The sequence below is a fragment of the Chryseomicrobium palamuruense genome, assembly GCF_042649045.1.
In the GTDB taxonomy this organism is placed as follows: domain Bacteria; phylum Bacillota; class Bacilli; order Bacillales_A; family Planococcaceae; genus Chryseomicrobium; species Chryseomicrobium palamuruense.
In genome coordinates, this window is sequence record NZ_JBHSEF010000021.1 from 60,252 (window position 1) to 81,635 (window position 21,384).

21 protein-coding genes are annotated in these 21,384 nt (G+C 44.2%); 9 read left to right on the forward strand and 12 right to left on the reverse strand.

Annotated features, from left to right (window positions below):
• Positions 1–29 precede the first annotated feature (29 nt).
• Together thrC and thrB are read left to right on the forward strand one after the other, a co-directional pair.
• Positions 30–1,091 (forward strand): threonine synthase, encoded by a 1,062-nt coding sequence (gene thrC / locus ACFO0S_RS07535; protein WP_378141169.1) that lies wholly within the window; start codon positions 30–32, stop codon positions 1,089–1,091.
• Positions 1,088–1,975: a homoserine kinase gene (gene thrB, locus ACFO0S_RS07540; RefSeq protein WP_378141170.1), complete on the forward strand. Its 888-nt coding sequence runs from the start codon at positions 1,088–1,090 to the stop codon at positions 1,973–1,975. Before thrC ends, thrB begins: the two co-directional genes overlap by 4 nt.
• A 50-nt stretch (positions 1,976–2,025) precedes the next feature.
• Here the strand turns inward: thrB and zupT are convergent, their stop codons facing one another.
• The 3 genes from zupT to ACFO0S_RS07555 form a co-directional block, all read right to left on the reverse strand.
• Positions 2,026–2,838 (reverse strand): zinc transporter ZupT, encoded by an 813-nt coding sequence (gene zupT / locus ACFO0S_RS07545; RefSeq protein WP_378141171.1) that lies wholly within the window; start codon positions 2,836–2,838, stop codon positions 2,026–2,028.
• A 79-nt stretch (positions 2,839–2,917) separates the two neighbouring features.
• Positions 2,918–3,571, reverse strand: coding sequence for a uracil-DNA glycosylase (locus ACFO0S_RS07550; RefSeq protein WP_378141173.1), 654 nt, complete (start codon positions 3,569–3,571; stop codon positions 2,918–2,920).
• 34 nt (positions 3,572–3,605) lie between these two features.
• Complete coding sequence (locus tag ACFO0S_RS07555) at positions 3,606–4,238, reverse strand: phosphatase PAP2 family protein (RefSeq protein ID WP_378141175.1); 633 nt, start codon at positions 4,236–4,238, stop codon at positions 3,606–3,608.
• A gap of 359 nt (positions 4,239–4,597) precedes the next feature.
• Here ACFO0S_RS07555 and ACFO0S_RS07560 point away from each other — a divergent pair, with 359 nt between their 5' ends.
• A complete protein-coding gene (locus ACFO0S_RS07560; protein ID WP_378141177.1) occupies positions 4,598–6,337 on the forward strand; it encodes an ABC transporter ATP-binding protein in 1,740 nt (579 codons plus the stop codon).
• A 42-nt stretch (positions 6,338–6,379) separates the two neighbouring features.
• Here the strand turns inward: ACFO0S_RS07560 and hflX are convergent, their stop codons facing one another.
• The 3 genes from hflX to ACFO0S_RS07575 are packed head-to-tail and all read right to left on the reverse strand — an operon-like array spanning position 6,380 to position 10,075.
• Positions 6,380–7,642, reverse strand: coding sequence for a GTPase HflX (gene hflX / locus ACFO0S_RS07565; RefSeq protein ID WP_378141179.1), 1,263 nt, complete (start codon positions 7,640–7,642; stop codon positions 6,380–6,382).
• Between the two features lie 13 nt (positions 7,643–7,655).
• A complete protein-coding gene (locus tag ACFO0S_RS07570; protein WP_378141181.1) occupies positions 7,656–8,396 on the reverse strand; it encodes a VOC family protein in 741 nt (246 codons plus the stop codon).
• Positions 8,397–8,443: 47 nt separating this feature from the next.
• Positions 8,444–10,075, reverse strand: a complete 1,632-nt coding sequence (locus ACFO0S_RS07575; protein WP_378141183.1) for an AMP-binding protein — start codon at positions 10,073–10,075, stop codon at positions 8,444–8,446.
• Between the two features lie 128 nt (positions 10,076–10,203).
• On the opposite strand from ACFO0S_RS07575, the gene ACFO0S_RS07580 reads away from it, so the two are divergent.
• Together ACFO0S_RS07580 and ACFO0S_RS07585 are read left to right on the forward strand one after the other, a co-directional pair.
• Positions 10,204–11,376 (forward strand): class I SAM-dependent methyltransferase, encoded by a 1,173-nt coding sequence (locus tag ACFO0S_RS07580; protein ID WP_378141185.1) that lies wholly within the window; start codon positions 10,204–10,206, stop codon positions 11,374–11,376.
• On the forward strand, positions 11,373–11,645 hold the full coding sequence (locus tag ACFO0S_RS07585; RefSeq protein ID WP_378141187.1) for a hypothetical protein: 273 nt from the start codon (positions 11,373–11,375) through the stop codon (positions 11,643–11,645). Before ACFO0S_RS07580 ends, ACFO0S_RS07585 begins: the two co-directional genes overlap by 4 nt.
• Before the next feature lie 66 nt (positions 11,646–11,711).
• On the opposite strand, the gene fumC is transcribed toward ACFO0S_RS07585, so the two are convergent.
• A complete protein-coding gene (gene fumC / locus ACFO0S_RS07590) occupies positions 11,712–13,088 on the reverse strand; it encodes a class II fumarate hydratase (protein WP_378141189.1) in 1,377 nt (458 codons plus the stop codon).
• A gap of 149 nt (positions 13,089–13,237) precedes the next feature.
• Here fumC and ACFO0S_RS07595 point away from each other — a divergent pair, with 149 nt between their 5' ends.
• The 3 genes from ACFO0S_RS07595 to ACFO0S_RS07605 all read left to right on the forward strand — a co-directional run bounded on the left by ACFO0S_RS07595 (position 13,238) and on the right by ACFO0S_RS07605 (position 16,307).
• Complete coding sequence (locus tag ACFO0S_RS07595; protein WP_378141191.1) at positions 13,238–15,370, forward strand: MMPL family transporter; 2,133 nt, start codon at positions 13,238–13,240, stop codon at positions 15,368–15,370.
• A gap of 301 nt (positions 15,371–15,671) precedes the next feature.
• Positions 15,672–15,932, forward strand: coding sequence for a metal-sensitive transcriptional regulator (locus ACFO0S_RS07600; RefSeq protein WP_378141193.1), 261 nt, complete (start codon positions 15,672–15,674; stop codon positions 15,930–15,932).
• Positions 15,933–16,004: 72 nt separating this feature from the next.
• A complete protein-coding gene (locus ACFO0S_RS07605) occupies positions 16,005–16,307 on the forward strand; it encodes a rhodanese-like domain-containing protein (protein WP_378141195.1) in 303 nt (100 codons plus the stop codon).
• A gap of 32 nt (positions 16,308–16,339) precedes the next feature.
• Here ACFO0S_RS07605 and ACFO0S_RS07610 read toward each other — a convergent pair whose 3' ends face one another.
• The 3 genes from ACFO0S_RS07610 to ACFO0S_RS07620 form a co-directional block, all read right to left on the reverse strand.
• Complete coding sequence (locus ACFO0S_RS07610; protein ID WP_378141197.1) at positions 16,340–16,726, reverse strand: DUF3221 domain-containing protein; 387 nt, start codon at positions 16,724–16,726, stop codon at positions 16,340–16,342.
• A 174-nt stretch (positions 16,727–16,900) separates the two neighbouring features.
• The gene (locus ACFO0S_RS07615) at positions 16,901–17,368 is read right to left on the reverse strand and encodes a TraR/DksA C4-type zinc finger protein (protein ID WP_378141199.1); all 468 of its coding nucleotides are present in this window, start codon (positions 17,366–17,368) and stop codon (positions 16,901–16,903) included.
• Between the two features lie 74 nt (positions 17,369–17,442).
• Positions 17,443–18,195 carry an SDR family NAD(P)-dependent oxidoreductase gene (locus ACFO0S_RS07620; protein WP_378141201.1) on the reverse strand — a complete coding sequence of 251 codons (753 nt, stop codon included), beginning with the start codon at positions 18,193–18,195 and terminating at the stop codon, positions 17,443–17,445.
• Between the two features lie 62 nt (positions 18,196–18,257).
• On the opposite strand from ACFO0S_RS07620, the gene ACFO0S_RS07625 reads away from it, so the two are divergent.
• Positions 18,258–18,902, forward strand: coding sequence for a GntR family transcriptional regulator (locus ACFO0S_RS07625; RefSeq protein WP_378141203.1), 645 nt, complete (start codon positions 18,258–18,260; stop codon positions 18,900–18,902).
• Positions 18,903–18,945: 43 nt separating this feature from the next.
• Here the strand turns inward: ACFO0S_RS07625 and brnQ are convergent, their stop codons facing one another.
• Positions 18,946–20,286, reverse strand: a complete 1,341-nt coding sequence (gene brnQ / locus ACFO0S_RS07630; protein ID WP_378141205.1) for a branched-chain amino acid transport system II carrier protein — start codon at positions 20,284–20,286, stop codon at positions 18,946–18,948.
• 183 nt (positions 20,287–20,469) lie between these two features.
• The gene (locus ACFO0S_RS07635; protein WP_378141207.1) at positions 20,470–21,270 is read right to left on the reverse strand and encodes an alpha/beta fold hydrolase; all 801 of its coding nucleotides are present in this window, start codon (positions 21,268–21,270) and stop codon (positions 20,470–20,472) included.
• Between the last annotated feature and the right edge of the window lie 114 nt (positions 21,271–21,384).

Genomic DNA, 21,384 nt, shown 5'->3' on the forward strand with positions numbered 1-21,384 from the left:
TTAAAGAGAACAGAGAGGCGGAACTCAACATGACATGGACTGGACTGTTAAATGAATATCAACAATTTCTACCGGTAACCCCACATACACCGAAATTATCACTATTAGAAGGCAATACCCCGCTTCTCTACGCAGAAAACGTTTCTGCTGAACTTGGCATTCAGCTTTATTTAAAATTAGAAGGCGCCAATCCAACAGGTTCGTTTAAAGACCGTGGAATGGTGATGGCTGTTGCGAAAGCAAAAGAAGAAGGAAGTTCGGCTGTCATCTGTGCATCAACAGGAAACACGTCAGCAGCCGCTGCTGCCTATGCAGCGCGTGCAGGCATGAAAGCGGTCATTGTCATCCCGGAAGGAAAAGTCGCTGCTGGAAAGCTTGCACAAGCTTATATGTACGGAGCAGAGGTCATTCAAATCAAAGGGAACTTTGATCAGGCTCTTGAAATGGTACGTGCAATTAGTGAAACCTCCCCTATCACTCTAGTAAACTCTGTAAATCCATATCGTATCGAGGGGCAAAAAACAGCAAGCTTTGAGATTTGTGACGCTCTTGGTAAAGCACCTGACATCCTTGCGATTCCTGTTGGAAATGCGGGGAATATCACAGCGTACTGGAAGGGATTCAAAGAATATCATGCAGCGAAAGGCACGGGACTTCCAAAAATGTTCGGCTTTGAAGCAGAAGGTGCCGCTGCGATTGTCAAAGGGCATCCAATTGAAGAACCAGAAACGGTTGCAACGGCCATTCGCATTGGGAACCCTGCATCTTGGAAGCAAGCGGAAGCTGCACGTGATGACTCACACGGAGTGATCCAATCGGTAACAGATGAGGAAATGCTTGCGGCATATCAACTTCTCGCGAGTCGTGAAGGCGTATTTGTAGAACCTGCATCGAGTGCATCAGTGGCAGGCATATTACGAGCTGTAAAATCTGGTGAAGTCGCAAAAGGATCCACGGTGGTCGCCGTGTTAACCGGGAACGGATTAAAAGATCCACAGACGGCAATAGAATGTAAAGAAATCAAACCATATCAACTGGAGTCATCTGCACCTGCTCTTGAGAACTATTTGGCTGAGGTGTTGCAATCATGACAGTCGAAATTCGTGTGCCTGCCAGTTCAGCGAATTTAGGTCCCGGCTTTGATTGTCTCGGCTTAGCCCTTCCTTTTTTCTTAACTGTCCACGCGAGTCCTTCGGAAAAGTGGAAAATAACGAATCAAACCGAGCATCTACCGGTCGGTCTACAGCCACAAGATCATTTACTCGTTCGTACGGCGCTATGGACTGCAGAAAAGTATGGTCAGTCATTGCCTCCCTGTGACGTAGAGTTGTCGAGCGAAATCCCACTAGCCCGCGGCCTAGGTAGCAGTGCTGCTGCGATTGTCGGAGGCATTCAACTAGCAAACGAAATGGCGAATCTAAAGCTTTCTTGTGAAGAAATCGTCCATTTAGCCTCTGAACTTGAGGGACACCCGGATAATGTCGCAGCTGCCGTTTACGGAGAAGTGGTCGTAGCGATTGATTTAGGCTCACGAACAGAAGTAATGAAACTTCATGCGGCTGACTTTTATTGGTTAGTAGCGATTCCAAACAACGAGCTAAAGACATCCGTAGCTCGTGGAGTGTTACCCGATACGTATCAAAGAGATACGGCAGTAAAAAGCAGTGCAGTAGCCAATATGCTGGTCGCTGCACTCTCAATTGGTGATGCGGAAAAAGTAGGTTTCTATATGGAGCAAGACAATTTTCATGAACCCTATCGTTTTTCACTCATTGAGCATGCGGAAGCATTTCGTCGCGACGTGAAGAGGCTCGGAGCATTTGGCACCTCCATCAGTGGAGCTGGTCCAACTCTTCTGTCACTCGTGCCTGCAGAATTTCCTATTGAACAATTGTCGTCGCTTTATCCACACCTTTCTCTCTCTATTGTGACGACTTGGGGTGCAGGTCTAGAAACAAAACAGATAGCGAAGTAGTCCATAAAAAAGCAACTTTCTCCGGCAGTCGGAAAAAGTTGCTTTTCTAGTTATACGCTAAATAACACAAGGCTCGCCGCCATGACCATCATGCCAGCTACCACACCATAAATGGAGGAATGGGTTTCATCGAATTCCTTTGCTGCTGGTAATAATTCATCGAGTGAGATGAAGACCATGATTCCCGCAACTCCTGCGAAGACGATACCGAACATCATATCGGATAAAAAAGGCATCAAAATTAAAAAAGCAACAATCGCGCCAACTGGTTCGGCAAGACCTGATAAAAATGACAATTTAAAGGCACGTTTTCGGCTACCCGTTGCATAGTAAATAGGTACAGCGACCGCAATTCCCTCCGGAATATTATGAATGGCCACTGCAATAGCGATGGCAATTCCCAAGTTTGGATCTGACATCGCAGACATAAACGTTGCGATACCTTCAGGAAAATTATGAATTCCGATGGCAAGCGCCGTAAACATACCCATTTTCATCAGTCGGGCGTGTTCATGCGATGTAGGTTGAATATCCATCGCTTCAACAGATTTCACTTCGTGTGGGTTTCCGAGAGACGGCAGTAAGCGGTCAATCAGACCAATGAAGACCATCCCTCCAAAAAAGCCGACAAGTGTCATCCAGTACCCGTTCGTAGTACCGAGTTCAGCAACAAGGGCATCTTTTGCTTTAAAGAAAATTTCTACAAGGGCCACAAAAATCATGACGCCTGCTGAAAATCCAAGAGCGACAGATAGGAATTTTTTATTTGTTCGTGAAGTGAAGAAAGCGAGCAGACTACCAATCCCTGTCGCAAGCCCAGCAAACACTGTTAATCCAAGGGCAAAGAGAACATTTCCATCCATACTATCATCCTACTTTTCAGTATTTTCTATTAGTATATGCGAAATGTTTCCTTAGCGCAACTTTTTTCGTCTAGTGAAATCAATTCTCCATTTTCTTTAAAAAGTATCCAATTTGTTTCCAGTTTTCTTCTACTTGCGGACGAAGCTTTGGATTGTAAAAGACGGCCGCGGGATGGAAAGTAGGGACAATCGTATAACTTTTCTGCGTCCAGTTAAATTCATCGGTTTCTAAATTAGTTAACCGACGAATCGGATGCGTGATCAACTTGCCATTCCATTCAGATACTTTGTAGCCTCTTCCCAGTAGCCGTTGAAGCCCAACATTGCCAAGAGGCACGAGGAGAACCGGATCGAGCTGGTCAATCTCATAATCAAGGATTGGTGCGTGCGCAAGAAGTTCTTGATTATTCGGTGCCCGGTTATATTTTTTTTGAATGACTTCCCCCGTTCGTAGTTTCTTCTTCTTCCATTGATAAGGTCGACTTCTTACTGGACTTGTCATGTATACGTCTTCACGTGTAAGTCCGATGCTTTCAAGGGATTTATCAAGTTCCACTCCCGCTCGTCCAACAAATGGTTTGCTTTGTATCGCTTCATTTTCGCCTGGTGCTTCTCCTACTAGTAGTAGTTTCGGTTTCAGAGGACCTCCGCCCCTGACAAACCCTTCAACAGCGTGTCCTTCTATTCGCTTCTTTCCCAGTTCCATCAATTTTTCGGGGATTTGAAAATGCATATCGCTTCCTCCTATTAGAAAAGCCTCTTCAGATTCATCCTGAAAAGGCTTTGTTTTGTTTTTGAAATTGTCGTTTCCGATGTTCATACCACCACATGATAAGGGCAAACCATGTATATCCAAGAGCCCATCCAGCAACCACGTCAGAGCCGTAGTGGTGAATGTTGGCGACGCGGGAAAGTCCTATTAACAGAGCAAGCACTAAAGTCGTGCCCCAGATGATTATGCTACGTTTTCGGTCATAGCTTTCTGCCGTCATAAAATAAGCAATTGTGAATAAATAAATTAAGCCCGTCATCGCGTGTCCTGAAGGAAAACTATAGGAGAGCAATTGATTTTCAAGTTCCGGCCGTTCGCGGTCAATCAAATTCTTAACCATTTGATTTACTACGTTTCCACCACCTACTGCAAAGAGGACAAATAACATTCCCCGGTAATTTTTCTTTCGAACCCATAAATAAACGAGAAGAAGCAGTGAGGCAATGATTATAGTAGGTGGATCAGCAAAGATACTGAAGAACCCGAGAACAATATTCCCTTCAAACAGATGGTTAAATGTACGATCGGTCGAAAGTTCATCTTTATGAATGTAATAATAGAGAAAGATAAAAAATAATGCCAGTGTCGGAATTGCCAGTATATACTTCCACTGTTTCACATGCTTCACCACCCTTTCCCCTATTCATATCCTTACCCTACTTACGTCTTTTCTAAAACGCGAAAAGCCTATGTTCCCGGGAGAACATAAGGCGCCTGCTTACTACGCTTGGTAGTATAATCCATGCTGGCTATCAATCAAATACTCGGGCTTTTGCTTGCCCTCTCTTATTTTCGCTTTATAACCATCAATATGTGCCCGACTCTTCTTCCCGTTCGTCCCCGCGTCGAATTTTCTTGACCAGGAGTTCTTCGAGAGAAACCCTGGTGTCTGTCAAAACAAACCAGAAAATCATTCTCATTTAATTTTTCATCGACATTTTTGCTTGTTTCGCTATACTAAATAGTATTGATGAAAGGAGAATACCTATGCTGCGTAAATTCTTTAGCTATTACAAGCCCCATAAACGGCTTTTTATTATTGATTTTTCAAGTGCCGTGTTTGTCGCACTTTTAGAACTGGCCTTTCCATTAGCTGTTCAGTGGTTTATCGACGACCTTCTTCCAAGCGGAAATTGGTCACTGATTGTCCAGACGAGCATCCTGCTCCTCCTCGTGTACATGCTCAGTACGTTTATGCAATTTATCGTCAACTACCTTGGGCATAAACTCGGAATCAACATCGAGACAGATATGCGAAGAGAACTGTTCAATCATGTGCAAAAACAATCGTTTCGGTTTTTTGACAATACAAAAACTGGTCACATCATGAGCCGAATCACGAACGATTTATTCGACCTTGGAGAACTCGCTCACCACGGTCCAGAAGATATCTTTATTGCCGTGATGACATTGATCGGGGCCTTTTTGATTATGTTCAACATTCATCCGGAGCTTGCGGTAATTGCTATCGTTATGGTGCCGTTCCTGTCTATTGTTGCCACCTACGGAAATATCCAAATGAACAAAGCGTGGAAACGGATGTATGGGAAGATTGCGGATGTCAATGGACGTGTCGAAGATAGTGTGTCTGGTGTACGTGTCGTACAGTCGTTCACCAACGAACAATTTGAGATGGACCGTTTCCAAAAGGACAATGGAGAATTCCGCTTGGCTAAACTTCGCGCTTATAAAGTCATGGCCGGAACACACTCGAGCATTTTTATGATGACTCGCTTTGTAACACTCGTTGTTCTAGTGGTTGGTTCCTATTACACTTTGAATGGAAGTATGTCTTACGGAGATTTTGTTGCGTTTGTCTTGTTTGTCAACGTGCTGATTAAACCTGTCGACAAGATCACTGCACTACTTGAGTTGTATCCGAAAGGGATGGCCGGTTTCAAACGGTTCATGGAACTGATGGAACAAGATCCGGAAGTCCAGGACGCTCCTCATGCAAAACCGGCACCTGTTCTAAAAGGAGATATCGAATTTACGAATGTTTCGTTCCGTTATGATTCGCACAAATCGGTGTTAAAAAACATTGATTTATCGATTCCTGCAGGAGAAACGGTTGCTTTTGTCGGACCATCTGGAGCTGGAAAAACAACGATTTGTTCATTGATTCCACGTTTTTATGATGTAGACCAAGGAGAAATCTCTATTGATGGAATACCAATTCAAGACATGACGCTGCAGTCACTCCGTCACCAAATTGGTATTGTGCAGCAAGATGTGTTCTTGTTTACAGGAACCATTCGAGAAAATATTGCGTATGGAGATTTAGAGGCGTCTGACGAAGACATTCTAGCGGCTGCCCATAAAGCACACTTAGAAGACTTTATTGCTAGCTTGCCTGAGGGATATGAAACACAAATCGGAGAACGCGGATTAAAACTTTCGGGTGGCCAGAAACAACGTTTGGCGATCGCCCGGATGTTCTTGAAAAATCCACCGATTTTGATTTTGGATGAAGCTACGTCTGCACTTGATACAGCAACTGAACAAATCATTCAAGAAGCACTTACGGAACTTGCAGAAAATCGTACGACGCTCATTATTGCGCACCGTCTAGCAACAATTCGTGATGCGGACCGCGTGGTTGTGGTCACTGAAAACGGGATTGAAGAGCAAGGCAGCTATGATGAGCTCGTCGCTCAGAATGGTGTGTTTGCGAAGCTTCACCATAGTCAATTCCGAGAATCCAAACTCGGAATTACAAAAGCATAAACACAAAAGCCTTTTCCCGGTCGTTGGGAAAAGGCTTTTTCTTTAGGACTGGAACTGCGCTAGACGTGCAGCATCTTTCGATGACACTTCTACTTTAAGGCGTGTTCCTGTCTCTTCATACTCGGTTTCCAATACATTCGCGTTTGCGTTCAAATAACTGACGATGTCGCCTTGATCAAATGGGATGACCAAATTGACGGTTTGATAATCTGTAAAAATCCGTTGTTTGATTTGGTCAACGAGCTCTGAAATACCGACGCCTTCTTTGGCAGATATCCAGAGCTGATCGTCTTTATATGTGGGGTACTCTCGCCCTGCTAAGTCACTCTTATTGAACACGTAAAGAGTTGGGACATCCTCTACACCAATTTGCTCAAGCGTTTTCGATGTAATATCCATCATATACCGGTATTCTTCATTCGATACATCGACCACATGCAATAGTAAATCCGCATCACGCGCTTCTTCCAGTGTCGACCGGAAAGCTTTGATCAAGTGAGTCGGCAGTTTACTAACAAATCCGACGGTATCTGTGAGTAAAAACTCCTTTTGATCTTCGAGTTTCACTTGGCGAACCGATGTTTCGAGCGTCGCAAACAGCATATCTTTTTCAAAAACCTGCTTGTCTTCTTCTCTTCCTGTTTCACGCATTAACTGATTCATGATAGTCGACTTACCCGCATTCGTGTAGCCCACAAGGGATACAACAGGAAGCCCTTGTTTTTGCCGACGTTTCCGCTGCGTGTCTCGTTGACCTTTAACAGTCTCAAGTTCACGCTTGATACGGGAAATCTGCTCTTCAATTTTTCGACGATCGAGCTCGAGTTTCGTTTCCCCGGCCCCGCGGTTTTTAAATCCGCCACCCGTGCCTCCTCCTTGACGAGATAGCGATGCGCGAAGACCAACAAGACGTGGCAACATATATTGATGTTGCGCGAGTTCAACTTGCATCTTCGCTTCACGTGTTTTCGCACGGCGAGAGAAAATGGCGAGAATGAGCATCGTCCGGTCCATTACTTCACATTCTAACGCCGCTTCTAAATTTCGGATTTGAGAAGGCGATAGTTCATCGTTAAAGATGACAAGGTCTGCGTCGAGCGCTTCAAATAATCCTTTGATTTCATCTACTTTACCTGTCCCTACATAGGTACCTGCATGAATACGCTCGACATTTTGTGTTACGATGCCTGCTGTTTCAATACCGATAGCCTCTGCCAGGTTTTGTAGTTCTTCCATTTCGTACTCAAAGTGATGGTCCAGTTGTTTATGAACCCCTACGAGTATGGCTTTTTCTTGTTGTTCCATTCAGGGACACCTCCTACGGAAGGAGCCGGTACGTTGCGCCTTCCATCTCTATAGTATTCTCTACCCCTGTACCTTTTATGTCAATCTGATGCACACGATTTTTACCGCTTTGCAAAGTTTCAAAGACAAGTATTGTGTTTTCTAAGACAATTTCGTGCCCGTTCACTTCCACATCAAATAGTTTGCCCCAATATTTCGCAGTTTCTTCAGGGTGATCCGTATGAAGCGTCACTTTTTCGAGTTGTTGGTAGACAACATTGGCTGCCAGCTGACCAGCGGCACCTAAATCCGCATATTTCTCTTGCTGCGTTTGGCTCCATTCAATGAAAAATGGCAGCGGCAAGGCATCCGTGATGGCTTCTTTGATAAAGAGCATTTTCCAACGAAGCGTTTGGCCGTCTGGTGTTTGACGGGATGCGTGTAAAACACCTGTGGTCTCCACACCTTTCCTCGCCAACTTCGTCTCTAACTCCTCCATATCGTCCGGGCGAAGGCAAATGGTCAAAAATCCAGGTCCCTCCTGACGGTCATGCAAGAGGAGTTGAGTCAGTGGATGTTGCGCTTCACGCGCGACTTTTTCATCTTCCAGTGAGAGCCACTCAATGTATGAGGAAGCAAGGAAATGCAAGGCATTTGCAGTTCCCCACTGGGCATGTTTTCCTCCAATAACTGCATGAAACCCGTGCGTGAGAGCGTGCTCGGTCATGGCTTGTGGCGTGCGTTCTACATAGTGAACAATATGATCTAGTTGCATAATTTCCTCCTTGTCGAGTATTGACTATTTCCCGGGAAATAACTGGTTTAGTTTGTCACTTTTTGTTGGCCAAGTTCGCGTAACATGTACTTTTGGATCTTTCCTGAAGCCGTCATGGGGTAGGCTTCTGTAAACTCAATGTAACGCGGGATTTTATGATGTGCAATATTGCCTTTTGCGAATTCACGAATGTCTGCTTCGGTCAATGTGATGCCTTCTTTACAAATAATCCATGCCATTAACTCTTCTCCATATTTCCGGTCCGGAATGCCCACGACTTGTACGTCTTGAACACCTGGATGCTGGTAAAGAAATTCCTCAATTTCTTTCGGGTAGATGTTTTCACCGCCGCGAATCACCATATCTTTAATACGCCCTGTAATATCGATATACCCGTCCTCGTCCATAACGGCAATGTCGCCCGTGTGCAGCCACCCATGATGGTCGATTGCATTTTTTGTCGCTTCTTCGTTCTTATAGTACCCTTTCATCACGAGATACCCTCGTGTGCACAGCTCTCCAGGTACACCTGTTGGTGACTCTTCCCCTGTCACCGGATCAATAATTTTCACTTCCACACCAGGATGGGCTTTTCCGACGGAGCTGACACGCTTTTCAAGCGCATCATCTGTCTTTGTTTGTGTAATCACAGGCGATGATTCCGTTTGCCCATAAGCAATCGTGATTTCACTCGCTCCCATGTCATTCATCACTTTTTTCATGACTTCCATCGGACAGATGGATCCTGCCATGATGCCCGTGCGCAGAGTGGACAAATCAAAGCTTTTGAAGTCTGGGTCATTCAGTTCGGCGATAAACATAGTTGGTACACCATATAATCCTGTACATTTTTCATCTTGGACCGCTTTGAGTACTTTTTTCGGCTCAAATTGCTCGAGAATCACCATCGTCGTCGCATGGATGACACTCGATAACGTCCCCATCACACAACCGAAACAGTGAAAGAATGGCACAGGAATACACAATCTGTCTTTTTCGGAGAGATGAATATAATCACCGACAAGTTGCGCATTGTTGACGATATTGCGGTGTGACAACATCACACCTTTAGGGAATCCTGTCGTTCCCGACGTGTATTGCATGTTGATTACGTCGTCATTATGTAACGACTGAAAACGAGCTTCTAAGTCTTCTTCTGATACTTCTTTATATTGTGCCTCAAGCTCCGACCAACTGATCATGCCTGGAAGGTCGTAACTTTCCATTGAAATGACACGCTTCAAGTGTGGGAGATGTTGAAAAGATAATTCTCCCGCCTGTTGGTCCTTTAAATCCGGACACAAGCGGTTCACGATATCAAAATAAGACGTACCCTTGAACCCTTCTGCCAAAATAAGTGTGGTGCTATCGGATTGTTTCAATAAGTAATCTAACTCTTTTAATTGATAACTCGTATTGACTGTGACAAGTACCGCTCCCATCTTCGCCGTCGCAAACTGGCTCAGTAACCATTCGCGTTTATTATCGGACCAAATGGCCACATGCTCCCCTCTTTGAATCCCAAGCGCCATGAATGCACGGGCGAGGCGGTCTGTTTCTTCATCAAATTCCTTATAGGTCTTGCGAATTCCAAGCTCAGGATAGACATACGCTTCCTGGTCCGGAAACGTTTGTGCCGTCTCTCGTAAGACTTCCCCAATCGTCCGTTCATTTAACATGTCAATTCTCCCCTTTGTCCTGTTGTTCCTTCCATATTATCACAAAATTCTGACGGACATCTTTCGTTTCTGAGAGAAATTCAATATGCTATGATGAGGAATAGACATCCGCGTAAAGGAGAAGTTCGATGGACCAACAACAACTTATTGACGACTTGACGAAACGATTGCAAGCAAAGGAACTCATTTCCGGCGTCATCAGCCAACCCCGTAGTAAAACCGAGTCCGCTCCGAAAATAAAATGGAAGCCTGTAGAACTAAAAGGAATCTATCATATTCAAATGGAATACCAGTATGGCCAGACCATGAAACATGAAAACATCACCTTAACTGATATTGAACATAAAGTAGCGACTCTTACCGATGAATACCGTCAATTCCAACTGGTTTTTGCAGGGGAATCGTTGCATATTCAATTGACGAAAAAGAAAAAAGTAAGCGTCTCTTCGTCTCCAAATGACCAACAATCGGCAAGCCTTTCGCATAACCGGAAAAAGAACTATGTTTTAGATCCGGATGAGGTTCATCCGTTTCTTGTGCGACTTGGGGTTCAGACGAAAGACGGAAAAATTAAAAGTCAAAAGCAAGATAAATTCAAACAAATCAATCGCTTCATCGAGTTTGCAGAAGATGCTCTCGGATATTTGCCGACAGACCGTCCACTAAAAATCATTGATTTTGGTTCAGGAAAATCGTATTTGACGTTTGCTCTTTACCATTACCTTCATGAGATGAAAGGCTACGAGGTACAGTTAACAGGCCTCGATTTGAAAAAAGAAGTCATCGAACACTGTGCAGAGATTGCACGAGATTTAAATTACACTGGACTCACTTTCCAAGTCGGTGATATTAGTGACTACAACGCTTCGCAAGAAATCGATATGGTCGTTACGCTCCACGCGTGTGACGTGGCAACAGACATGGCCCTTGGTCGTGCCGTCAAATGGGGGGCCAAAGTCATTCTCAGCGTCCCGTGCTGTCAGCATGAGCTGTTCACACAGCTTGATTCACCTGCTTTGAATGTCATGAACAAACACGGTTTGATTAAAGAGCGGTTCGCCTCTCTCGCTACCGATTCGATTCGGGCGCAGCTTCTCGATTTAGTCGGATACGATACGCAGCTCGTTGAATTCGTGAATCTTGAGAACACACCGAAAAACATTTTGATCCGTGCGTACTATACCGGGAAAAATCCGGACGCGCAAACCGTCGAAGAGACCAAAGCATTCCTTCAGTTCTTAAACGCCAAACCATTTTTAGCAAATGAATTGAAAGAAGAATTGAAAGAGGTGCTATCATGAATGAGCAGACGTATACGATTCGTAAAGTGATGAACGGTGCCATCTTGATCCCAGCGGTCCTACTCGCCATCCTCGCTGCTGCCGTATTTGACTTAGGGCCTGTCGTGACCGTGATTATCGCCATTTTATTAACCACGAGCCTTGTGCTCGTCATCCGGAAATGGACGTTTCTCGACCGTCCCATTTCCCGAAATGCTTACACTATGTGGAATGTCGCCATCATCGCCTTATTTGTGGTTGCGTACTACTCCATACGGTCGACGATGTGATGAAATAGAAATACCGGTAGCAAAGTCGGGTCAGCCCTCTATTGCTACCGGTATTTTTTATATCCATTAAATCATTTTCTGTGGCTGCAGATATTCATCAAACTGCTCTTCTGTAAGCAGTTCTAAGTGCAACGCTGCTTCTTTAAGCGTCGTGTTATTTTCATGGGCATACTTTGCAATCTTCGCAGCATTCTCATAACCAATGTACGGATTAAGTGCTGTTACGAGCATCAATGAATTTTCAACGTGACGAGCAATGACGTCACGGTTCGGTGCGATACCGATTGCACAGTTATCGTTAAAGCTATGCATCGCATCAGATAGCAAGCGTACAGATTGTAAGAAATTGAAAATGATCACCGGCTTGAAGACATTGAGCTGATAGTTTCCTTGACTCGCCGCAAATGAAATCGTTGCGTCGTTCCCCATCACTTGTGTGACGACCATCGTCATTGCCTCACTTTGCGTCGGGTTCACTTTTCCTGGCATAATGGAGCTTCCTGGCTCATTCGCAGGAATAGTTAACTCCCCAATTCCGGAACGTGGACCACTTGCAAGCAACCTCACGTCGTTCGCAATTTTCATTAAGTTCGCAGCAAGCCCCTTTATAGCACCGTGTACAGCCACCACATCGTCGTAGGACGTGAGCGAGTGGAACTTGTTAGACGCCGACGTGAATTCACTGCCAACAAGTGCTGTTACTTCTTTCGCTACGTGGTCGCCAAACCCTTTCGGTGCATTGATTCCTGTACCTACAGCTGTTCCACCGATGGCGAGTTCACGCATAAATGGAAGCGTGGCTTCGATCATCTGTTTCGACTTTTCAAGCATACGTACCCATCCACTGAATTCTTGTCCAAGAGATAATGGTGTAGCATCTTGCAAGTGCGTACGGCCAATCTTGACAATATCCATGAATTCCTCAGATTTCTTCGAAAGCGTCGCGTGTAAGGCATCGATTGCCGGTAAAAGCTGGTCTTCTACAGCAAGGACTCCCGCAATATGAAGTGCTGTCGGGAAGGTATCATTCGAACTTTGAGATTTGTTCACATCGTCATTTGGATGTAAGCGTTCGTCACTTCCCTGCTCTTCTAACAGCTGATTGCCTCGGTTTGCAATGACCTCATTGACGTTCATATTCGTTTGCGTGCCGCTCCCTGTCTGAAAAACAATGAGCGGGAAATGCTCATCCCATTTTCCTTCTCGAATTTCGCGAGCAGCTTCTAGAATGGCATCGTGTTTGGCTTGCGACAAATTTCCAAGTTTATAGCTTGCTGCTGCAGCTGCTGCTTTGACTGTCGCTTGTGCATATACGACTTCCAGCGGCATGCGGTCTGTGCCGATTTTAAAGTTTTGCAGACTGCGTTGCGTCTGCGCCCCCCATAATTTGTCTTGTGGAACTTGAATTTCTCCCATTGAATCTTTTTCAATTCGATACGCCATCAAAATTCCTCCTCCAGTGAATATCCATTTCCATCATACCGTGCGTCCATACAATGGACAAATCATGTGATTCCGTATCGACTTTAAATTCGATTCATGGAAGAACTTACTATAAAATGGATGAGTAATCGCAAAAAGGAGGAACTCTCGTGAAAGCACTCGCGTCATTTGTGACACGCTTTTATAAATCCATTATCGCATTTTGGGTATTGCTACTGATTGGAGCTGTATTCTTTGCGATTCAACTACCTAGCCAACTACAAGGCGATGGTTTCCGAACAGATGGCGAACATGAGCAAGTCATGGAAACCTTAACGGAACGATTTGATATCCCGCATGATACCATTCTTGTGGTGTTTGACGGAACAGATGACACGGTCATCGCAGACACTCTTGCAGAAGTCGATCGTCAAGGTCTCGCTGACCAAATCGTTTCCCCTCTAGAGGACGACAGTCTTCGTTCCGGAGACGTTGCGTATGCACAGCTTCATTACATTGAAGATCAGGAAGATATTACAGCCATTGTGGCAGACCTTCGCGACATTATCGACGGAGAAGAAACGATGGCGCTAACAGGTGGGCCGGTCATCAACCAAGATATCAATACCGCCAGTCAAAAAGACTTAGCAAGCGCCGAAGCGATTGGACTTCCAATAGCCATTGTTGTTCTACTTCTCGCGTTCGGTAGTGTCATGGCTTCCTTCATACCACTCATCATCGGAATTATGACCGTTGTAATTTCGCTAGGGATTTTAGGAATTGTTGCTGGTTCACTTGATTTATCCATCTTCATCTTGAATATCATTCCGATGCTTGGACTCGCCCTTAGCATTGACTTTGCTTTACTCTTTATCAACCGCTACAAAGAAGAACGTTTAAATTCTTCTATTTCGGAAGCAGTGCAGACAGCCGTTCGTACATCCGGTCGTTCCATCATCTTCTCTGCGATCTGCGTGTTTATCGGACTTGGCGCTATGCTCGTGATGAAGGTCGATATCTTCATGAACATCGCGCTCGGCGGAACACTTGTGGTGACACTCGCTGTATTAAGTTCACTCACCTTGCTTCCTGCCCTGCTCATGCTGATCGGTGATCGAATCAATAAATGGATGATTCTTCGGGTGCGTCCGGGTGGTTCAACGCGTTGGCAACAATTTGCGGCATTCGTCATGAAGCGTCCGGTATCTTTAATTGTAGTCGCCTTACTATTACTTGGTATCGCGATTGTGCCAGTAAAAGACATGAGTCTATCGATTCCACAAATCGACTCATTACCGGAACAGTATGACTCAAGACAAGCTTACGACTTACTTGACGAGACATTCGCCTTTGGTGAAGAATCGACTGTCTACCTTCTTGCTGAACGTCCTGAAGGTTGGGATAATGAAGAAGCACGTCAAGACATCTTTGATTTGCAGGAACAGCTGCTTGAAGACGAAGCCGTGACAGATGTGGCAACTATCTATACGGCCACTGACATTCCAGATCCAGCCTTACTTGAACAACAGCTGGCTGTACCGGAAGCTGCGGCTGCCCTAGAACCTGCGTTTGAAGGCTTCATCCAAGACGAACTGCTCTTTGTTCCGGTGACACTCAATTATGAGGGCTCTGCTTCAGAGGCTCAGCAATGGGTGCGCGATTTTGGAGAAGAGCAATTTGACTATACGCTGTCTATCGGTGGACAACCAAAATTCAACCAAGAAATCTTTGATGAGATTTCTAGTAAAATCGTGCTACTACTGAGTATCATTCTTGGGTCGACATTCATCATTCTTATGATTGCGTTCCGTTCCTTATTGATTCCATTGAAAGCGATCATCATGAACATCATTGGACTCGCCGCGACGTTCGGAATTCTCGTGTACATCTTCCAGTACGGTCATTTGGGCCTTCCGGAAACCGAGATTGCGTTGATCATTCCGGTTATCGTGTTCAGTCTGGTGTTCGGACTAAGTATGGACTATGAAGTGTTCTTGATTTCACGGATTCAAGAGGAATATGTGAAGACCCAGAACAACACGGCATCAACCATTACTGGCCTCGTGTCGACAAGTAAAATCATTACATCTGCTGCGCTCATCATGATTGTCATTACAGGTGCGTTCGCGTTCACGGACGTCATGCCGGTGAAACAGATTGGTGTCGGCATTGCGATTGCCATTGCCATTGATGCAACCATCATCCGACTGCTGCTCGTACCGAGCTTAATGAAACTATTCGGCAAATGGAACTGGTGGTTGCCATTCCGCAAAGGCCCATACAAGGCGGGCGGGTTGCATTAAGAATGCTACTGGTCATTAAATGAATGAAGTTTCTCTAGATGTTTTTCCTACTGAAAATAGGGTGGATTGTGCTCAAAACATACACAATTCACCCCTATTCCTATTTCCTTATTCTTAGAAAATCGTGTTCTGCAACTCAGGAGCAACTCATTTAAATTCTAGTGAGCATCCATGAATTCCCCTATATTTTGAATCCTCCCACTTGACTACATACCCCTATAGGTATAATATAGTCGTTACAAGGCAATCACCTCGTTTTGTGCTATACTTTTCTGCAATAAGGAATTCGGGAGGGTACACCATGAACTATGATGCGAAGACGAAAAACCGGATTAAACGTATTGAAGGACAACTACGCGGAATTCTACGCATGATGGAAGAAGAGAAAGATTGTAAAGACATCATAACACAACTATCTGCTTCCCGTTCGGCGATTGACCGGACGATAGGCGTTATCGTCAGCGAGAACCTCGTCAACTGTGTCCGCAAAGCAGAAGAAGATGGTGATTCTTCCGATGCCTATGTAAAAGAAGCAGTCCAGCTCCTTGTCCGTAGCCGTTAAGTTTTTCTCGGCTATTCACAGGAAAGACTGTGACCAGCAAAAAAACAAACCAACTATGAAGGAGTGTTTCCATTGAAAACGATTACGCCACAAGAAGTTGAACAACAATTAAATGAAGGTAAAGAATTGAACTTAATCGATGTTCGTGAAGCAGACGAAGTAGCATCTGGTCACATCAAAGGCATCACGCACATTCCCTTAGGTGTCCTTGAATTCCGCATGAACGAACTCGATAAAAACAAAGAATACATCATGGTTTGCCGTTCTGGCGGCCGTAGCGGACAAGCAACCATGTTCCTTGATAGCCAAGGCTACAATGTAACGAACATGACGGGCGGCATGCTCGAGTGGGACGGAGAAACGGAACAAGGTTGACCCCATAAAAAAAGACCCAATTGGGTCTTTTTTTAGTGGTCTAAACCTATCGTCGGTTCTACTGTCACAGCTGCACTTTGGCCTGGGTAAGAATCTTCTACTCCGTTATGTGTTACGCGGACCTCTTCCCCAACTTCAAGCTCCTTCCGTTGATCCATCGTCACTGAAAACCAAATAGCCGGAAGTCTAGAATCTAAAATTGTTTCATTGGTTAACCCACTGACCTCATCTTCTGTTCCTGAAACGACGAGAATTCGCTCGTCTTCCATGGCGATGATATAACCTGTAAATTCATTTGTTCCTTCCGCCGCGTCCTGTGTTGGATTGGCATTGAAAAAACTAATAACGGCAATCATAATGAGCCCAACCATTATAACGACGCCTGCCACAAGTCCAACCGCTAGTTTTTTTCCACTCATTCTGTCTGTCTCTCCTTAATCTCTACGCGTAATCCATTCCGTAATGACAATGAATGAGATCACCACAGCAATCACGAGTCCGATAAACCAATCTGTCATGTGCCTCACTCCTTCTCTCTCAGTATAAAGAATGAAGCCAAACTGTACAAATATGCACGGTTCGGCTTTCATTCATTATTTATCTGAAGGGGTATCAGAACTACCGAAGTTCTCGACGTCTTCAAAGCTGTTGTCCATGTCTTCGCGTTCAGTAGCTGCATCTAAAATCTTTTCTTCGATCGGGCGACGATCTTCCGTTGAAGCGTCTGTTCCAGAAGTTTCGTTTGCATGCTCGACACATGTCAGAGCGGTCGGAACAATTTCTAATCGTTCGTTAGGAATCTTTTCACCGCAGACATTACACGTTCCATACGTGCCTTCTTTGATAGCTTCAAGCGCTTCGTCAATCGCTTCAAGCTCCTCTTCCTCATGACGATCTAAAGCTAGCTGTGTGTGTTGATCTGTTAAATCCGTCGCATTGTCTGCTGGATGATTATCATAATTCGAAAGCTCGGTCGTCTCAAATTCCTCGTGAGACGGCTGATGTTCAAGTATTTCTGCCTTTCGTTCTTCTAATTGTTTTTTAAATGGCGCTGTATTCATAACCGGTTTCCTCCCTTATCTGCAAAAACAAATGATAATGAAAGGATACCCGAACTCGAAATTTCTAAAACAATCTAGTGCTCGTAAATCATCTTACGTGTCATGCCACCATCTGCGACAATCGTTTCTGCCGTGATAAAATCGTTGCGTTCATCGAGTAAAAATGAACAGATCCGGGCAATGTCCGAAGGTTTCCCTACACGACCGGAAAGATGTTGGCTGTGATCCACTTCCCTTAACTCTTCATAGCCTTCTGTTGCAATCCAGCCTGGAGCAATACTGTTCACCCGGATGTGATAGGGACCGAGTGTCCGGGCAAGCGCATGAGTAATTGCCGTGATGCCACCTTTACTAGCAGCGTATGCCTCCGTATCCGGTTCAGACATGAACGAGCGCGTAGATGCCATGTTAATAATCACACCACCTGATTTCTTCATCTCTGATGCCACCAGTTGTGAACAGAGAAAGACACTTGTCAAATTAGTTTGAATGACTTCTTGCCAGTCGCTCATTGACATCTCAAAGAAGTCCATAAACTTACTAATGCCTGCATTATTAATGAGTCCGTAGGGTGTGCCATGGTTCTTCAAAACTTCTTTAAATGTCGTTCGAACCGCTTTTTCGTCCTGTAAATCGAGTGGATAAAAGTAGGCGTTTTCCAGTTCTTCTGCAACAAGCTTCCCTGCTTTTTCCTCTCGGTCGAGTAAAATCGTCTGGTAACCCTCTGCATCAAGTAGTTGAGCAATCCCTCTTCCAATACCATTTGCGGCTCCTGTAACGATGACTGTCTTCACATCTTTCTCCCCTTTCTCGCGTATCCTGCACATCGCTTCATAATATATTGTATAATAGATAGTATCTGTGAACATATAGGAAGGATTGTACGACTATGCCGATTCCATCAGATATGAGTAAACCGATACGTAAAACCGCGAAATTGCATGCCTATCACCAGCTTTTGAACTGGATCATTGATGGTACGCTACAGCCGGAAGAAAAATTAAATGATATTGAACTTGCACAAGCGCTTGGTGTCAGCCGGACGCCGATTCGTGAGTCTCTTCAATTATTAGAGTCCCAAGGATTTGTTACGATGCAACCCGGACGCGCGACACAAGTCACAGCGGTTGAAAAAGATGATATAAATCATTTGCTTCCACCTCTTGCTTCTCTTCAAGCACTCGCTACAGAACTTGCGGTTCCCCATATGACGGAAGAAGTCATTGCGGAACTGGAGGAAAAAAATCAACAATTTGCAGATGCGTTACATGCGAAGAATTTTACAGAAGCGTTACGTGTAGATGAACAGTTCCACCAAATCATTATTGATACGGCGAACAATCCATATATTATTCAAATGGTTGAAGTCCTTCAAGCACATGTTCGTCGACTGTTTTATTCCGAAAAAATCATATTACGCGAATCATCGATTGAGCAACATGGAAAAATCATTGCCCTCTTTACATCCAAACAAGCCGGGGATATTGCAAAGCTTATGACGGATAACTGGCTCTATACTCTAGAAGAATTATAAAAAATGCTATGCGGCACAATTTGTGCGGCATAGCATTTTTGTTTTATGCAGTGGTTGTCCAGCGAGTTCGTCCAGTGACAATTCCGACGATCACAAGAATCAAGAATGGCACGAGCCACCCAAGTCCGATTCCATAAAACGGAAGTACTGAATCATAGACCGAGACAATCGATGTTAACCATGCCGGTGCATTATCTCCGTAAAATCCTTTAAATCCATCAATAATGCTGATCAAGAACGTGATAGCTGTTACAGTAACTAATACCCAGCGTTGATGCCCGAAAAGGGGAGCTGCAAATGTCAGTAAAATCAATGTAATAGCAAGTGGATAGAGAAGGAGCAAGACCGGAATCGAATACGTAATGATTGATGACAATCCAAAGTTTGCAAACACGGTCGTCATAACGATGAAAATCACGACAAATGCTTTATAACTAATTGATGGGATCAATGAATGGAAATATTCTGCTGTAGCCGTTGTCAAACCGATAGCTGTCGTTAAACAAGCAATAAGGATGACTACGGCAAGGGCAGCAAGTCCGAATGCCCCGAAGTAATGGTCAGCTGACGTACTTAATACAGGACCACCATTATCAAATATTCCAAATTCTTTCGTTGTCGTTGCCCCAAGGTAAGCAACACCTGCATAGATAAAGCCAAGTAAAAGTACGGCAATCCCACCCGACTTGGCGGTAACTTTTAAGACATCTTTTGTCGAGTTCACACCAAGACGACGAATCGACTGAATCACGATAATCCCGAAGACAAGAGATGCGAGGGCGTCCATTGTGTTATATCCTTCTGTGAATCCTGTCATAAAGGCATTGTCAATGTAGCTTCCTTCTGGAGAAGAAAATGTTCCAATTGGATTCAATATTGCCGCTAGAATCAATACAGCTAGACCCACAATAATGACAGGTGCTAACAACTTTCCAACACGGTCCACAATTTTTAGTGGGTTAAGAGACAACCATAACGTAATTCCAAAGAAGACGACGGTGAAAACAACCAGACCGAATGAAACCATGGACTCACTAATAAATGGTGCAATGCCGATTTCATAAGCTACAGCCCCTGTACGAGGAAGAGCAAAGAATGGTCCAATCGTTAAATACAACGCAACCGTAAACGCAATCCCGTAAATCGGATGAATTTTGCCTGCGAGATCTTGCAAACTTTTACTATTCGAGAACCCCATAGCGAGCGTTCCTAAGAAAGGTAACCCAATACCTGTAATTAAAAATCCAATAACTGCGAAGACAAGAGCGGTTCCCGCATTCTGACCAAGACTTGCCGGGAAAATTAAGTTACCCGCACCAAAGAATAAGGCGAATAACATTACACCGATGACTAGTTGATTCGAAAAAGATAATCGTTCGTTCATCTTACTACCTCTACTTTCCAATTGATATATTGCATATTTACTCAAGTCTCGATAATACTAAACAAAAAATAAAAAAGCAAACATTTTCAGTCTTTTCATACTTTTCAACATACACTTGCATTCTGTGCATAAAGAAAAGGAACTAGAGCTCTTCCAGTTCCTTTAATAACCTCTAGTATTTAGTTAGTTTCTCAAAGGGATACGCAATTGCTGAATCCATTGAATCACTGTCTCACTCAACACTTCCGGACTTTCATACATACTCATATGTGCACTATTTTTCACTAATTTTTCCGTAGCATATGGAGATTCACTAATAAACGTTTTATAAGACGGAATGACACTATCATTCTCACCTGCCACCAATAAATGTGGAATCTCTCTTTTTTTCAACACAGCCCGTCGGTCATGCCTATTTTTCATTGCTTTTAAGAACGCAATAGCTTGATCAGAATTGGTACTTGCCCCTATTTTTTTGGCATGATAGAGTACTTCCGAATGCTTTTGACTAAACTCTTTATCAAAAAGTTTAGGTACCAATCCATTAATAAATGCCGTCATCCCTTCGCTTTCAATTTTTTTAATTCCTGCGTCCCGCCCCTCCTTTCCTTCGTCTGAATCAGGAAACGCGGTGGAATGAATGAGAGCATAACCAAGAAGATCCTGCGTATATTTCTCCGCATAAGTAAGGGCAATATATCCGCCTAACGAGTGACCGATCAAAATGAATTGGTCTAGACCGACTTCTGTTTTCCACGTATGAAGAAGCTCTGCATACTCCTCAATCGATGTTTTTAGATAGGTTCTAGAATCTCCGTGACCAGGTAAATCAACGTAATAAGCTTCTACTTGTGATTTAAGAGCAGCTTCCATCGAACTCCAGTATGCTTTACTTCCACAAAATCCGTGGAGAAAAACTACAGGCACCCCACGTCCCACTTGCTTGTAAGCCAACCCAGAATCCTCTTTGGATTGTCGAATCAATAGTAAAACCTCCTGTCCAATTTTTCATTTAAAAGTTATATTCCCTGTCACTTACACTTTTACACGTTAATTTGACATTTACGACCTTCCCGATGAATACATCTAGTTGTTTAG